Origin of the sequence: Ohtaekwangia koreensis, assembly GCF_900167975.1 — a bacterium.
Taxonomy (GTDB): Bacteria; Bacteroidota; Bacteroidia; order Cytophagales; family Cyclobacteriaceae; genus Ohtaekwangia; species Ohtaekwangia koreensis.
Genome location: NZ_FUZU01000003.1, coordinates 669967 through 684558 on the forward strand (window position 1 = coordinate 669967; position 14592 = coordinate 684558).

The 14592-nt window shown below is 41.6% G+C and carries 15 protein-coding genes; 7 read left to right on the forward strand and 8 right to left on the reverse strand.

Features of this window, described 5'->3' with window-relative positions; genetic code table 11:
• Positions 1-24 precede the first annotated feature (24 nt).
• Positions 25-483 (reverse strand): pyridoxamine 5'-phosphate oxidase family protein, encoded by a 459-nt coding sequence (locus B5Y40_RS21940; protein ID WP_079688976.1) that lies wholly within the window; start codon positions 481-483, stop codon positions 25-27.
• Positions 464-997, reverse strand: coding sequence for a YciE/YciF ferroxidase family protein (locus B5Y40_RS21945; RefSeq protein WP_079688977.1), 534 nt, complete (start codon positions 995-997; stop codon positions 464-466). Before B5Y40_RS21945 ends, B5Y40_RS21940 begins: the two co-directional genes overlap by 20 nt.
• Before the next feature lie 263 nt (positions 998-1260).
• On the opposite strand from B5Y40_RS21945, the gene B5Y40_RS21950 reads away from it, so the two are divergent.
• The 3 genes from B5Y40_RS21950 to B5Y40_RS21960 all read left to right on the forward strand — a co-directional run bounded on the left by B5Y40_RS21950 (position 1261) and on the right by B5Y40_RS21960 (position 4684).
• Entirely contained in the window at positions 1261-1542 is a 282-nt protein-coding gene (locus B5Y40_RS21950; RefSeq protein ID WP_079688978.1) for a BON domain-containing protein, read from the forward strand.
• A gap of 107 nt (positions 1543-1649) precedes the next feature.
• Entirely contained in the window at positions 1650-4040 is a 2391-nt protein-coding gene (gene ppsA, locus B5Y40_RS21955) for a phosphoenolpyruvate synthase (RefSeq protein ID WP_079688979.1), read from the forward strand.
• 170 nt (positions 4041-4210) lie between these two features.
• Positions 4211-4684 (forward strand): DUF302 domain-containing protein, encoded by a 474-nt coding sequence (locus tag B5Y40_RS21960; protein WP_079688980.1) that lies wholly within the window; start codon positions 4211-4213, stop codon positions 4682-4684.
• A gap of 301 nt (positions 4685-4985) precedes the next feature.
• Here B5Y40_RS21960 and B5Y40_RS21965 read toward each other — a convergent pair whose 3' ends face one another.
• Both B5Y40_RS21965 and B5Y40_RS21970 read right to left on the reverse strand, forming a co-directional pair.
• Positions 4986-5240 (reverse strand): YtxH domain-containing protein, encoded by a 255-nt coding sequence (locus B5Y40_RS21965; RefSeq protein WP_079688981.1) that lies wholly within the window; start codon positions 5238-5240, stop codon positions 4986-4988.
• 105 nt (positions 5241-5345) lie between these two features.
• Complete coding sequence (locus B5Y40_RS21970) at positions 5346-5546, reverse strand: hypothetical protein (protein WP_079688982.1); 201 nt, start codon at positions 5544-5546, stop codon at positions 5346-5348.
• Here B5Y40_RS21970 and B5Y40_RS21975 point away from each other — a divergent pair.
• The 3 genes from B5Y40_RS21975 to B5Y40_RS21985 all read left to right on the forward strand — a co-directional run bounded on the left by B5Y40_RS21975 (position 5545) and on the right by B5Y40_RS21985 (position 8642).
• A complete protein-coding gene (locus B5Y40_RS21975) occupies positions 5545-6021 on the forward strand; it encodes a hypothetical protein (protein ID WP_079688983.1) in 477 nt (158 codons plus the stop codon). The genes B5Y40_RS21970 and B5Y40_RS21975 overlap by 2 nt on opposite strands.
• Positions 6021-7724: an alpha-amylase family glycosyl hydrolase gene (locus B5Y40_RS21980; protein WP_079688984.1), complete on the forward strand. Its 1704-nt coding sequence runs from the start codon at positions 6021-6023 to the stop codon at positions 7722-7724. Before B5Y40_RS21975 ends, B5Y40_RS21980 begins: the two co-directional genes overlap by 1 nt.
• A 243-nt stretch (positions 7725-7967) precedes the next feature.
• Positions 7968-8642 (forward strand): BON domain-containing protein, encoded by a 675-nt coding sequence (locus B5Y40_RS21985; protein WP_079688985.1) that lies wholly within the window; start codon positions 7968-7970, stop codon positions 8640-8642.
• 117 nt (positions 8643-8759) lie between these two features.
• Here B5Y40_RS21985 and B5Y40_RS21990 read toward each other — a convergent pair whose 3' ends face one another.
• From B5Y40_RS21990 to B5Y40_RS22005, 4 genes are all read right to left on the reverse strand, one after another.
• The gene (locus tag B5Y40_RS21990; protein WP_159453777.1) at positions 8760-9413 is read right to left on the reverse strand and encodes a phosphoribosyltransferase family protein; all 654 of its coding nucleotides are present in this window, start codon (positions 9411-9413) and stop codon (positions 8760-8762) included.
• A 299-nt stretch (positions 9414-9712) separates the two neighbouring features.
• Complete coding sequence (locus B5Y40_RS21995; protein ID WP_079688987.1) at positions 9713-11398, reverse strand: sensor histidine kinase; 1686 nt, start codon at positions 11396-11398, stop codon at positions 9713-9715.
• Positions 11399-11665: 267 nt separating this feature from the next.
• Positions 11666-11848: a hypothetical protein gene (locus B5Y40_RS22000; protein WP_079688988.1), complete on the reverse strand. Its 183-nt coding sequence runs from the start codon at positions 11846-11848 to the stop codon at positions 11666-11668.
• 53 nt (positions 11849-11901) lie between these two features.
• Entirely contained in the window at positions 11902-12960 is a 1059-nt protein-coding gene (locus tag B5Y40_RS22005) for a response regulator (protein ID WP_079688989.1), read from the reverse strand.
• A 791-nt stretch (positions 12961-13751) separates the two neighbouring features.
• Here B5Y40_RS22005 and B5Y40_RS22010 point away from each other — a divergent pair.
• Positions 13752-14588 carry a universal stress protein gene (locus B5Y40_RS22010; protein WP_079688990.1) on the forward strand — a complete coding sequence of 279 codons (837 nt, stop codon included), beginning with the start codon at positions 13752-13754 and terminating at the stop codon, positions 14586-14588.
• Positions 14589-14592: the final 4 nt, after the last annotated feature.

Genomic DNA, 14592 nt, shown 5'->3' on the forward strand with positions numbered 1-14592 from the left:
ATATAGGTTAATTAATGTATACTACTAGCGGTCATTCTTTTCAAACCGGCCTGTTTTCTCCAGCACTTTCAACCGGTATGCTACAGCTTTGAATCCTTTCTCAACAACTTCCGGAGGCCTCGAAGGCCCTTGTGAAGGCCTTATGGTTTCGCTGATTGTAAAAGGCGCCAGCCGGTCTGCCATGATCTTCAAACCTGCCTCCTGCTCTTTCTTAGTTTTAAGCTCCTCATACTTTCCCCACACCACTACGCTTCGCCAGTTAGTCATATTTTCAATAGCATCAACCTGAAAACATATTTCCGGGTTACTCCGCATCATACGTATCTTCTCTCCTTCTTTCGAATGGGCGTAGATATACCCTTTATGATATACATACGTGACTGGCACAATGTATACTCTATTCTTGGCACGACACCCGATTCTGCCCAGTAACTGTTCGTGCAGGACATGATCGACCTGTTCTTCAGTCAATTTTCCAAGCATTGTCTTCTTGTTTAGAAATTTCTCCCGTTAACCGACAAAATTCCCGGCTGGCAAGCAAAGCCAGTGCATCCCCAGCCTGTTTTTCCCATTTCAATATCTGTTGCAAAAGATCGCCCACGGTATCCAACTCCAACACAACGGAAAATAAACAGGCCGTACGGTAGCTCGCTGTTTTATATGCATTAACATTCTGTATACATCCCATCATCAATATATCTTTCATGCATCCGGAGTCAGCAACCTGCAAGATCGTATTCGTCTCAGCTATCATTTTCTCAATCACCTCGCTTTTCCTTGAGCTCGATTCATTAAAAAGATAATTAAAGATTCGCTCTAGTTTGAGCAGTTTATACTGTGTGCTCTCGGCATACCGATTCATCTCCTCCTTCAATGTGACAGACGTAACCTGACTTATGTATGAAGCAAGTTCGTGGCGGAACCTGTCTTCAGTGAAATACATTTCCTGAAGCAGAAGTGTAAATACGTCTTGAACTGTAAGAATGCTTTTTTTCATACCCGTATTACTCTTGATTGGTAACTCAAGATATACCGTCCCCCCCTGGCATCACCATGACAAATGCTGGTCAGAAAGTATGATTTGTGTCACAGGCACTCTTTTCTTATCAGCTGATATATATGCAACAATATCTTATGCAATGAAGACCTTTCCTCCAACACAGAGCGCCTCCTGCGTGACAACTATTTTTACTACTGATGACGGTCATCATGGCAGCTGATGTTTTAAAATAATTACTTACGCCCATAGATTCTTACGTCATGAAAAATAGCAAAGAACTTCAGCACGATGTGCAGGAAGCATTAACCCAAAATCCGTCTCTCAAGGAAAAAATATCCGACTTACGCACATCGGTAAACAACGGGTACGTTATCATCACCGGCACTGCAGATAATGTAAAGCTGAGACAACAGGTCGATCAGGTAGTGAGAAATATACCGGGTATCACTTTCCGAAACGACATCAAAATTGCATCCCCTATTACACAACGTGTAGCGGTACAAATAGATTGGATCAATGGAAAAATTGGTCTTACTCAATAGCACGCTCATTCAAAGTCGTTTGATAACCGGAATCTAGGCTATGACTTTTTGAAAATAAATGCATAAAAAATGAAGACGTTCCTCCATCCCGAAACCACGTACATCATATGAAGCAATATATATATCCCTATAATACCCTCTCTGCAAAAGATGCCGCTAAAGTTGGTGGCAAGAATGCATCGCTGGGAGAAATGATCAGCAACCTCTCGCATCTGGGTATACAGATACCTGACGGATTTGCACTCAGTGTTGACGCTTACTATGAGTTTATGGAATTTGATAACCTGGCTCAACGCGTTCAGGATGTTTTGAATACACTTGACCGACAGTCGCTATCAAATCTGTCCAGTGTCGGAGCGAGGTGTCGAGAACTTGTGCATTCTGGTAATTTACCCGGGCCGGTGATAAAGGCTGTAAAAGAATACTATAGCCGCTTGCTGGAAAAAGGATTGAGTCACTCTGTGGCGGTGCGCAGTAGTGCGACTGCTGAAGATTCACCTACGGCCAGCTTCGCGGGACAACATGAATCTTTTTTAAATGTAACCGGTATCGACAATGTATTAAAATCTATTAAGCATTGTTATGCTTCTCTCTTTAATGATCGTGCTATAAAATATCGCATTGACAATGCTTTTACAGACATGCAAGTTGGTCAATCTGTGGGAATACAACTTATGGTGCGATCGGACATTGGCAGTGCGGGTGTAATTTTCACCATTGAACCCGAAAATGGAAATAAGAATATTATATATATAACCGGTGCATGGGGCTTAGGCGAAAGTGTAGTGCAAGGTGCGGTAAATACCGATGAATATTACCTCTTTAAAGGCGCTATTGAAAACAACGGGGAATGTATAGTATATCGAAGCCTTGGTAGCAAAGAGCAAATGCTGGTATACGGCGAGGGCGAGAATAATACCGTTTGGCGTTCAACAAATTCTTCGCTCCGCGACAAGTTCATTCTCTCCGATGAAGAGGTCCATCTTTTAGGCAAGTGGTCGCTTCAAATTGAAAAACATTACGGTACTCCTATGGATATTGAATGGGCCAAAGATGGTGCCACGAACAAAATATACATTGTACAGGCACGCCCCGAAACCGTACATGCTAATCGCAGATCCATTGCCATCACGGAGTATCACATGATCTCACACCAATCTCCTTTGTTGATTGGTAAGGCTGTCGGGCGTTCCATTGTCACTGGAAATGTATCTATAGTCAGGTCGCTTGCCGATAGCGCAAAAGTTAAACCTGGAGATATCATCGTGGCAGATATCACCAATCCCGACTGGAATGCATTGCTCAAGAAAGCAGTCTGCATAGTAACAAACAAAGGAGGACGAACCAGCCATGCATCTATTGTGGCACGCGAGCTTGGCATTCCCGCAGTAGTAGGTACGATGAGTGCAACAGAAAAACTGACTGACGGGCAGCAAATCACTGTGTCCTGTACGGGAGGTGACGAAGGATATGTATATACTGGCCGCATGCAATGGCAGGAAAAGAAACTTGAATTGCATTCCATACCTCACACCCGCACGCATCCGATGTTCATTCTTGCCGATCCGCTGAAGGCGTTGCATTATGCATCTTATCCCAATGAAGGTGTTGGTTTACTTCGAATGGAATTCATGATCAGTAACACTATACAAGTCCATCCGATGGCATTGGTGAAGTACGATGACCTTCCGGATGATCCAGAGAAAAAGCAAATCGATGCTTTAACACGGCACTATATTGATAAGAGGCAATTCTTCGTTGAAAAATTAGCGGAATCGATTGGTCTTGTCGCTGCAGCATTTTACCCGAAGGATGTAATTGTACGGATGAGCGACTTTAAGACAAATGAGTATATGAAGCTTTTGGGAGGCCGGTACTTCGAACCTGAAGAAGAAAATCCAATGCTTGGGTTTCGTGGTGCTTCGCGGTATTACCATGAGCGATACCGTGAAGGTTTTGGTCTCGAGTGCGCCGCTGTAAAAAAAGTGCGTGAAGAAATGTTGCTGTCCAATGTAAAGGTTATGATACCGTTCTGCCGCACCATTGCAGAAGCACAGCAAGTACTTCAAACTATGGCAACCTTTGGATTGAAAAGAAAACAAAACGGGCTTGAAGTATATGTAATGGCAGAACTACCAAGTAACATTTTGTTGGCAACGGAATTCGCGCAGCTCTTTGATGGATTCTCCATCGGGTCCAATGACCTTACACAGCTAACACTGGGCATAGACAGGGACTCCGCAATTATTAGCAGCCTTTTTGATGAAAATAATGCCGCCGTGAAAATGCTTATCCAAAAACTTGTTGACGTTGCACACGAAAAAGGGCTAAGGGTCGGCTTATGCGGCCAGGCACCCAGCGATGATCCAACCTTTGCCAGTTTTCTGGTTTCATGCGGAATCGACTCGGTCTCATTTAGCCCCGATGCTATGATACGTGGAATTCAAAATATAGGTGAAGCAGAGGCAAAATTAAATCAACTTGTGGAAGTGCCCTAGCGGATCATGTTCAACATTTAACAACAGGCAATCCATGTATAAACCTATTACCCAAGTGCAAATATCACCCGGTAAGAATATATCTGTGACAAAAGTCTGAGCCATAAAAAAGCCTGTATCATCACGATAATATATAGATATACATAATATTCAATTTGAACAAAACACTCATGAGCTACTACTATTCACGTACATTAAATATTCCTTTTGAAGATGTAGTTCAAAAGATTACCCTCAATCTCCAGCAGCAGGGTTTCGGTATAATTACTACCATTGACCTGAACGAAACACTCAAGCAAAAGCTTGCTATAGATTTCAGAAAATACAAAATTCTCGGTGCCTGCAATCCGCAATTTGCCTATAAGGCCGTGAGTATAGATTCACATATGGGCCTTATGCTTCCTTGCAATATTGTTATCCAGGAGCATGAGAACAACACCGTTGAAGTTTCCGCTGTTAATCCAACGGAAACTATTCCACTGATAGCTACCTCTACTCAGCTCAGGGAATTAGCGAGTGATGTGAGCGACCACCTTCGTACTGCCATTGACAATTTACATTACGACCAGCCTACCCAACAGCATGCAGAAGCCTTGCCGACAGTTAGGACGTCGCAGAACGAAAATATACCAATCCAGGGATAGAAATCCATAGTATATTTCTTTGAATAAAAGGGAAATATCTTTACGCGAATCGGAAAGAAAGAAATGAAGTTGATATTTTCATGAGAGCACAATCTCCCAAAGAAACTATATACTATCATTCCCGATCCAGCAGAGAAACCTATTGAAATTGTCTAAGCAAAAAATGGCAGGAGTAGTTTTTACGAAAGCATCCAGCAAAAAAAATTCGATCATCCTGGCACTGCTCCTGCTCTATTGAACCATGCTATATACAGGCAGATAGGATCCGCCTATATATAAATAGCACAAACAGCATTCTTATTCAGTCTACCATTTCTTTTTTATTAGTGAAAATATCATTTGGTGACGTACTTTTTTTTACCTTACCAGTAACGGCCGCCAACAACTCGTCAAACTTCTCATCAATTTTATCATTGAGTGCATCGGCTAGGTCCTCTCCTTTCCGCGATATTTTTTTTCGTACATCAGAACCTTTATCAGGCGCAAACAAAACACCCAATGCAGCACCTGCCGCTACACCAGCGAGCACGGCTAATATTGCCTTTCCATTATTCATATATAAATTATTATAAACTTTGCTCTAATTTATAGTGTCCTATCTCCTCTCACGATGAGCGCTGTCATCTTTTGTAAAGAGTTTAGTCAGATCAACAAGTTATAGCTATAGACATGAGCGAGTCTGTGTACCGTCCGTTGCATTCGAAAGCTGTGCCGTATTTGTATCTTTCAGAGTCTGCCGCTTTACATGTATACGGACTACATCGTTTATCGCGAGGTAGCCAGGTACTTGATGATGAATGTCAGACAGTTTGATGATAACGGTTACGACATTTTGACTGAAGGTGTCGCAAATTCGTTTCATGATATCAACTATAGATAAGAAGAGGTTGCGAAAAAAAATCCTTGATGCATGCGTTGCCCGACAACAAATTTTAATCGATGATTTCAAGGAACGAATCAAAGAATTAACCGCTGGGCAGCAGACGAATCATGATGAGTCGTATGACCAGAAGGATCTTGCCTTTAACTCCATGCAGACAACGGAGGTCAACGCTCTTAATAAAGAGCTTGAATTTGCCAACGCCGAACTGGATATACTCCGAATACTTCACCTGTCGGAAGACGTTGCTCGCGACCATGTGGCACCTGGGGCAGTTGTCGTAACCAATCATCACACATTCTTTATTTCTGCAAGTCTGGAAAAATTCACGGTTGACGGGCATCTATATATAGGTATATCAACGAGTAGTCCACTGTACAAGGCTATGGAAGGTAAAACCAAGGGTGAAACATTTAGCTATAGTCACATTGCATATAAAATAAAAGATATCTTTTAATGAGCAGGCAATCGATTCGTGATTTGGACTTATCTCCCAAACCAGGCAAAAAATATTGGGTAAATGGCGGCCGGGAATGGCGCGAAGAAGTAATATACTTTCTGATGGTTGACCGGTTTCATGATAACCACCACCGCTCTGCGGTTCAGAGCGGTGGAAAAACGACTGGGTACGGCACTCCTGAGCAATTACAAAGATCCTGTGGCGGTACGCTACAAGGCATCATTAACAACCTTGATTATATACTAGATTTAGGATGTACCGCACTATGGTTAAGCCCAGTTTTTGAGAATAATGAAGAGTCCTATCATGGCTACGCCATTCAAGACTATACGAAAATAGACAAGCGTTTTGGAACAACAGAGGATTTGGCGAATCTGGTAGACGCAGCGCATGTACGCAACATGCGCGTGTTCCTTGACATTGTATTACACCATTCAGGGAACAACTGGAGCTATCCTGATGATGCAGCATATTATTACTACAATGGTGTCGTTTTTCCTTTCGGCAAATGGAGATTTGAAGACAAACCTAGTCCAATTGAATTGCGTAACCCGGATCTCTATGCAAGAAAAGGGCAGATTAGAAATTTCGACAGCTACCCGGAAACTCGCGATGGAGACTTTATGAATCTGAAAGCCTTTCGACACGATGATTCACCTGAAGCTCTCTATACTCAGGAGATTCTCACGAAGATTCACTGCTATTGGATTCGCGAAACAGACGTGGATGGTTTCAGGCTGGATGCTGTCAAACACATGGGAGAAAAAACAATCAGCCAGTTCTGTTCTCACATACGAGAGTATGCCTACAAGCTTGGTAAACGAAACTTCTTTTTATTTGGCGAATTACTAGGGCCCGAAGAAATGTATAACCGATATATAGGCCCTAAAACATCTATTAATGTTGATGACACCGCTATATATTATGGTCTTAACTCGGTGCTGGATTTTCGGCTATATCATGTTCTTTCAAGTGTGATCCTTGGAGAAGCAACACCAGAGGAGCTTATTGATCGATACGAATCGTTACGAAAAAATGCCATGTCTCGCGGTGAGTTTGGTGAGTTTCTGGTCACATTCATTGACAATCATGATCAAGTCGGGCAACGTATAAAAGCCAGGTTCGGACATCAGGCCACGGCGCAACAAATCATTGCGGGTATAGGATTTCTGCTGTGTGCTCTGGGTACACCCTGCATATACTACGGAACCGAACAGGGTTTTCAAGGTGCTGGTAGTGGAGACTGGGCCGTCCGGGAATCAATGTTTAGCCTGGATGACAGGAAGACCAATGCACTCGACAAAAACAATACTATATATTGCCAGATCTCCCAACTGGCATCAATTCGAAAAAACAGTCCTGTATTAAAGTTCGGACGAATGTATATGCGCGAGTCGTCACAAGATGGTCGAAAATTTCAGCTACCGCTGACACAGGATTGCATGCTGGCCTTCTCCCGTATTTTATTTGATGAAGAAATGATCTTCGTTTACAATAGCTCAAAGCTTGAAGATGATGAAGAATATATAGCAGTTGATAGTTACCTGAATCCGGAAGGCAGCTTTTTTCGCTACTGCTATGGTGGCCAAGGAAAGATACATGTATTAAAGAATGAAGATGGAAGTCGCCACTTCATAAAGATTAAACTGTCTCCATCCCAATTCGTCATTCTCACCAATCAAAATATCAAGACCCCCTAACAGCAATGTCTGCGATTTTATTCATTGAATCAGTCACTGTATCTGGCGGTGCAGTAACAACTATACATACCTGCCAATTTGTAGCGATAGGCATGGGTTGCATATTCTGTTGATCCGCTCGAAGGCGATCAAAGTTTTTTATACAGACGATCTGCATCATATCCTGTTGGGTCAGTGTTATATAGTTTTACACACGTGCACAAAAGTTGTGTACCTAATAATAGTCCAACTAAAAAAAATCCTATGAAAACAAATGAAGAACTGCGCAAAGATGTCATGGAAGAGATCAAGTGGGATCCCAAGCTAAGAAATGTAGCGACAGAGATTGGCGTTGCCTCCAAAGATGGGGTGATTACACTTTCCGGAATATTGGATAGCTATTGGAAAAAAATTGCTGCTGAGAAGGCAGCACAACGCGTATTGGGCGTAAAGGTAGTAGCCTGTGATATCGAAGTCAAGATCGGAAACATGGGCAAACGCACCGACACCGAAATTGCTGAAGCTGTACGAAATGCACTTCGTTGGAACAGTGCGGTAAACGAAGACCGCATTGAAGTAAAAGTGGACGAAGGATGGGTATATCTTGACGGCGCAGTAGACTTTGAATTTGAGAAAAGATATGCCATTGAATGCGTTGAGGATCTTTTATCCGTACGGGGTGTTACAAACAATGTCAGCGTAAAAGTAAAACCAATAGACACTAAAGATATACAGCACAAAATTAGCGCTGCATACCACCGGAGTGCAACCGTTGATTCATCTTCGATACACATAGAGGCTGCAGGGAACAAGGTAACACTACGCGGTAAAGTAAAGTCGTGGGCAGAAAAGAAAGAAGCTGAAAATATTGCGTGGGCCGCACCGGGTGTAATGGTTGTGGACAATAAAATTGAAATTGATGTAGAGGTATATGCATGATTGATGTTCGTCCAAGCGGAGCGTTGAAAGGCGGAAGTAAACCCTTCCGCCTTTTCAATAAATCAGTTCGTTGTCAAAATGCTTTATCCTGAACAAGCGCGAAATAGATTTCATACATTATCGTATATACTTCGACACCTCCAACAAATTTTCTATACCCACATTATCAACCGTGGGATTATTAACAAAATATACATCCTGAAATTCTGGAAATACCTCCTTCTTTAAAAAAATTACTTCATCGGCCTCAGCACCTATAACATCAGCAGCTTCAACGCTTATAACGGGAACTGCGACTATAATTTTCGAAGGATTTTGATTTCGAATGGATCGTAAACACGTTATCATACTATCACTGCAGACCAGTTCATCATTTACCAGGATCACTTGACGATGCTTAAGAGATATAGGCTTACCGGTTGTTCTATGGTATTGTCTGTTTTCACACATCATCTCCCATCGGAATGTAGCGATCTGATGACTGATATAATCTTGCGGAATTGTGTGGGAGCAATCGTGGATATATACTTCATCCCCACTGATAGATCCTATACTTCTCCTGCTGTCAGCCGGATGAGGAATCGTTCTGCATGGCATTACATCGAGCGGTATATGCAATACCTCAGCAATAGCCGATGCCACTTCAACGCCTCCATGCGGTATACCTACCACCACGCTGTCATGGTATCGATATATGTCGAGTTTATGCCCCAGCAAATATCCTGCCTCCCGCCTGTCGCGCCATGGGGTGTTTATCGTTTGAACTTGCATAGCCATCTTGTTTTTCCTAAAGATATTACCGGCAGGCTCTCATAAACATGACGGTGGTCATATACGAATAATGACTATTCTTTCTCTATGATGTTAATCACCTTGTAATCGCAAAAAGTCATATTGCAGCGATAACGGTCATCGTACCTTACAATATCATTTTAAAACAAGTATCAAAAAAAAATACATGAGTCTATGAAACATCACAGGAAGTATATACTGTTGACAATCATTCTGATTGTTATACTGATTTCAATCGCTATAAAAGTATGGGGAATACTATAGTAAAGCCAAAGCTATCAACTCGTGTGCCCAAGTGTAATTTGTACACAGGTACCTTCACCTGGTTTACTTTCCAGGGTCAGAGATCCCTCTAGCATTTGTACATAATGCTTTAGAATATGTAGCCCAAGACCAGTCCCTTGTATATTGCCAACATTCGAAGCACGATAAAATAGATCGAAAAGATGTTTCTGATCGGCCTCCGGTATACCTAAACCTTTATCCCGAACAGACAGATGAATCTTACTGTTCACATCAGATAATACATAGATCGGCGAATTTTCAGGCGAGTACTTAATTGAATTGGTAACCAGATTATTCAGGATATTACCAAGCAACATGGGATCTGTGTTCACATCGGTACGGCCACTATGTGTATAATGTATAATTTGTCCTGGCTTTGCCATTACCTGAAGACTGTTACAAACCTCCTGGAGATACCTCTTGATATCTATTCGATGGCAGTTGGCCTTCACCTTTCCCTCTTCGATTTTAGTAACAGAAAGAAAATCATCTAACATAATGGTGAGACCGCCTACAGCTGATTTAATCCGACTTAAATGTTTTCCGGCTTTCGCCCGATCCACACCCACCAGGTAATTTTCCAACAGGAATGCAGAAGATGAGATGGTTGTTAACGGCGTTCTGAATTCATGAGAAGCCAACGTCACAAACCGTGATTTAAGTTCATTCAACTCAATTACGGTTTCAAGCGTGCGCTTTATATTATCTTCGGCGCGCTTGAGAGTTGATAAGTCAACGATGGCTGTTAACAAGCACTTACGATCATACAAGAGTATCTCATGGACATGTAAAGATGTAAAGATCGGTTCCTTGTTATGAGGTCTAATATAGCCTTCGTTGCGTTGTTTATCATTCTCAAAAACTCCCCATTCAGCTACTGACTTTCCAATGAGACCATTCACATCAACGTTTACCATGGAAGCGAACACCTTGTTACAGTTCAATATTTTATCCGTATCGTATTCGCTAACAACGATTGCTATAGGGCTTTCATAGAACACTTTCTCAAAGAGTACATTTGTCCGTCTCAATTCGTTTTGAATATCCATCCGCTTATTGAAATTATAGCGTACTGTTAAGAAAGCAACAGTCAGTAGAATAACAATACCAATCAATAATTGAGTAACTATGCTTTTAAAGCGATCTATACTTTGCTGATGCTCAGACTCTCGCACAGCAAGCAATTGCTCTTCAGCTTGCTTGATGCGATGAATCTTGGCTGTTATGAAGTCTGCAAGTCCAGTATATTTCGTCAGTATCTTATTTCTATCGCTTAGATTTTGTCGTGTTGTATTATTGATCATTATTGTTGAATCAGCCTTTAGCGTAAGCTGATGCAGCAGCAGGGCAAGCGAATCAATCCTTTCTTTTCGGTCTTTGTTATCCTGCGTCAGATATACCATGTCTTTCACCTGAGCCGGCAAATCTGCCCGTGAGGCCTTATCGCCTGGACCATAGGTTGAATCATTGCTATAGAGAACAGCCCCGAAGTTGGCATATATATTACTATAGGTTGATGCCATTTCATCAGCCGGATGGATTACCGCACGTGGATTCCGCACCTTAAACGATGACAGCCGTGCGTCATCATTATTTTGATAACACAGGACACCGAGAACAACAACCGCAGCGACCTGCAATCCAAATAAAAAACCCAAGATGGCTTTAAAAGAAATCATCAATCTATACTCTAAGCGTCAAAGTAACTATATACTAAAAGCATTATCAATGATATTCATCATCACACATGCCTGTAGTATACATCTTGGAAAGAATATCTGATATTTACTATCTGCCCGCTTAATCGGTGGCGCTAACTTGTTCAATTAGATTCATAGGATTGGGCTATGTGCGTATACTATAGAAGAGATTGAAAGGGAAGAATGAATAACGGACAAATGATCCCCGTCATAAGCATCGATACAAAAGGGCACCCCAATAAGTTGCTAGTCCATCGTTATAAATATCAGAAAAAGTTTTGCAAAAAAAATAACTAGCACTAAGAGCGACAATGCCACCAAGGTCAATGCAACTGTCCCGGAGATCGCCCGTGTAAAATAACAGACGATAACCAGGAATGCCAGAGTAAGCTTGACAATAGCGTCAGCTATATTCAGGTTCTTTGTCATAACTGTTGGTTTAATGTATTATATAATGTAATAGGAATATTCTTGACTGAATATTAATGCAACAACTTTTCAAGCTTGCGTATATCTACTAATTTGAGTCCTTCGCCCGAAATCTCGATGAGACCTTCTTCTTTAAAATCAGCAAGTGTTCTATTTAGTGACTCGGTGGCCGTTCCTACAATACTGGAAATATCTTTGCGGGCAATGGTAATGAGTCCGTCTTTGTTGACACCTGCAAATCGTTGGCTCATCTTAAGCAACGCATTGGCTACGCGCTGCCTCACCGATTGGTATGCTATATCAAGTAACCGGTTCTCCATCTCCTCGATATTATTAGAAAGCATCTTAATAAATTTCCTGGCGACATCTTTACTAGAATATATTAACGTGATGAAATCTGTTTTCGGAATAATCGTTATTTTAGAATCCTCCTGCACCTCGGCATTTTCATTGTAGGACTTATCCTCAAGAAGCGGAACAAATCCCAGGAAATCCCCTTCCCGGTGTATACCTGTAATTAACTCCTTACCATCATAATTGACTTTGTAAGTCTTCACCTGTCCCTTCTCAATGAAATATAGGTCGCTGGGAGTTTGTCCCTCCATAAAAACCAGTTCCTTTTTCCGGAAGCACCGCTGGGGTCTATTTTCAGAGAGTCGCTGAAAATCTTTCAGCTCACGTGTTTTACTAAAAAAGGCGCTTACATCCTGAGGGTTATTCCCGAAAGCACTTTTGATTAACTCATTTTTTTTAAGTCTCGTTTCAATTACCCTCAATAAGTCGACCCCATCGAAAGGCTTGGTTATATAGTCGTCTGCTCCCAGATTCATCCCGGCTCGAAAATCTGTTTTATCTGCTTTTGCTGTCAGGAAAATAAACGGAATACTTGCGGTCTCTGTTTCTTTGTTCAAAATATGAAGTACACCATAACCATCAAGCTCCGGCATCATGACATCACATAATATAAGATCCGGATGATTTCGCTGGGCCAGATCTACACCAATCTTGCCATTCAGCGCATGTATAACATTGTATTTTGCTAGTTCCAAAATACTGGCGATGTTATCGGCCATCTCCAGGTTGTCTTCAATTAGCAGGATACTGTAAGCCATATATATGAGGTTGGGGGTTTGTAACAATATATTGAATTATCAAATGCACTCATGCTACCTAGCGGTAGCGGAATAAAATCGGCCAAAGAAGCCATAGTATATCCATCAGCAAAAATACAAGCGTTACTGTTGTTGATATTTTATTGGTGCTGAAAGGCATACATACATTTAACCGACGTGAAACGGTATATACTTTCATTTTGATTCATTTAGAAGTACAAGGTTCCTATCCTAAAGGACTATACTAAAGTAATTACTCTATTAAATGTACTTTATGAGCTCTGTCAATGGGAAAAATGATTTATGTCAGAATCAAAAAGCGCTGGGATACAAATCCCGGTGGCGCTATAACCAGTTTCTGGTGGGTCAGCTATACATCCGGCCACTGACATTGTTAAAGTCACTAAGCGCAGCTCATGCCAGAGCCAGTTTTCGTAGTTCCTGAAGTTCTTCTTCCTCGAAAGATAGCACGGGCATTAACACCGTGTCATGCAGTAGCGGAAGATCAATAATGTGCAGTAAATGAATTTCCGCAGACGAAGTCTTCTGCCACTGAACTGCAAACTTAAAGGCATTAAGAGACTACTCTGAAAAATCGCATGGGACGAGTATATGTTTCATGTTGCTTTGTTCGGAAAGGTATACCTGTACTAAAAAAGTCTTTATAACGCTAGCATAATAAAGGTGATGATTTACCTCTGCACGGCGTATGATGAAAATCATCCCCGGACAAAACTAATTTCATTCTTTAAACCCTTTCAAGCAAGTAGCTTAGTTTTAAAATTTTAGTTATGAAAAAGATACTTGTACCAGTTGACTTTTCCCAGCAGTCCAACGAAGCATACACGGTTGCGCTTGACTGGGCACAAAGCACAAAAGGAGAAATAGTTCTTGTCCATGTGCTCGTACCTCCTGGCCCTTACGTTGGATTGGCTGGTGAAACAATTGCCTATGATATGACCTATTTTACCCAGATGGAAGCAGATATAAAAAAGGCATTGCAAAAAATGAAAGAACGTGCAGGTTCAGTACCGGTGACGACTGACATCGTTTATGGTGACCTGGTATCGGGTATATCAAATGTTATCGAAAAAAAAGAAATTGACTTTATTATAATTGGCACTTCGGGTGCCTCCGGTCTTACAGAAACTTTCATTGGCTCCAATACCGAAAAGGTTGTGAGGTTCTCAACCGTACCGGTGTTGGCAGTGCGAAAATCGATCGCTATAAAATCAATAAAAAATATACTATTACCTTCAACGTTGAATCTTAACCAGACAGATTTCATCCAGAAGCTAAAGTCGTTGCAAAAATTGCTTCACGCAACCTTGCACATACTACTGATCAATACACCACTGCATTTCAGACGCGATGCTGAAGCAAACGAAGCGCTAGGGGACTTTGTCAGACATTATGGGCTTACAAACTACAAGCTTTACTTTAGAAGCTATACACATGAACAAGAGGGCATACTGAATTTTGCATCAGTGGAAAAGATGGATCTTGTAGCCATGGCAACACACGCCCGTAAAGGACTTGCCCATCTTTTCAACGGCAGCATTACAGAAAATGTAGTGAATCATACTGACGCTCCCATCTGGACTTATAGACTTAAAGACCACGTCTAACATC

Bases quoted from the DNA above. Each gene is read 5' to 3' on its own strand.
- B5Y40_RS21940 (WP_079688976.1), bottom strand. From the start codon at position 483: ATGCTTGGAAAATTGACTGAAGAACAGGTCGATCATGTCCTGCACGAA.
- B5Y40_RS21945 (WP_079688977.1), bottom strand. From the start codon at position 997: ATGAAAAAAAGCATTCTTACAGTTCAAGACGTATTTACACTTCTGCTT.
- B5Y40_RS21950 (WP_079688978.1), top strand. From the start codon at position 1,261: ATGAAAAATAGCAAAGAACTTCAGCACGATGTGCAGGAAGCATTAACC.
- ppsA (WP_079688979.1), top strand. From the start codon at position 1,650: ATGAAGCAATATATATATCCCTATAATACCCTCTCTGCAAAAGATGCC.
- B5Y40_RS21960 (WP_079688980.1), top strand. From the start codon at position 4,211: ATGAGCTACTACTATTCACGTACATTAAATATTCCTTTTGAAGATGTA.
- B5Y40_RS21965 (WP_079688981.1), bottom strand. From the start codon at position 5,240: ATGAATAATGGAAAGGCAATATTAGCCGTGCTCGCTGGTGTAGCGGCA.
- B5Y40_RS21975 (WP_079688983.1), top strand. From the start codon at position 5,545: ATGATATCAACTATAGATAAGAAGAGGTTGCGAAAAAAAATCCTTGAT.
- B5Y40_RS21970 (WP_079688982.1), bottom strand. From the start codon at position 5,546: ATGAAACGAATTTGCGACACCTTCAGTCAAAATGTCGTAACCGTTATC.
- B5Y40_RS21980 (WP_079688984.1), top strand. From the start codon at position 6,021: ATGAGCAGGCAATCGATTCGTGATTTGGACTTATCTCCCAAACCAGGC.
- B5Y40_RS21985 (WP_079688985.1), top strand. From the start codon at position 7,968: ATGAAAACAAATGAAGAACTGCGCAAAGATGTCATGGAAGAGATCAAG.
- B5Y40_RS21990 (WP_159453777.1), bottom strand. From the start codon at position 9,413: ATGCAAGTTCAAACGATAAACACCCCATGGCGCGACAGGCGGGAGGCA.
- B5Y40_RS21995 (WP_079688987.1), bottom strand. From the start codon at position 11,398: ATGATTTCTTTTAAAGCCATCTTGGGTTTTTTATTTGGATTGCAGGTC.
- B5Y40_RS22000 (WP_079688988.1), bottom strand. From the start codon at position 11,848: ATGACAAAGAACCTGAATATAGCTGACGCTATTGTCAAGCTTACTCTG.
- B5Y40_RS22005 (WP_079688989.1), bottom strand. From the start codon at position 12,960: ATGGCTTACAGTATCCTGCTAATTGAAGACAACCTGGAGATGGCCGAT.
- B5Y40_RS22010 (WP_079688990.1), top strand. From the start codon at position 13,752: ATGAAAAAGATACTTGTACCAGTTGACTTTTCCCAGCAGTCCAACGAA.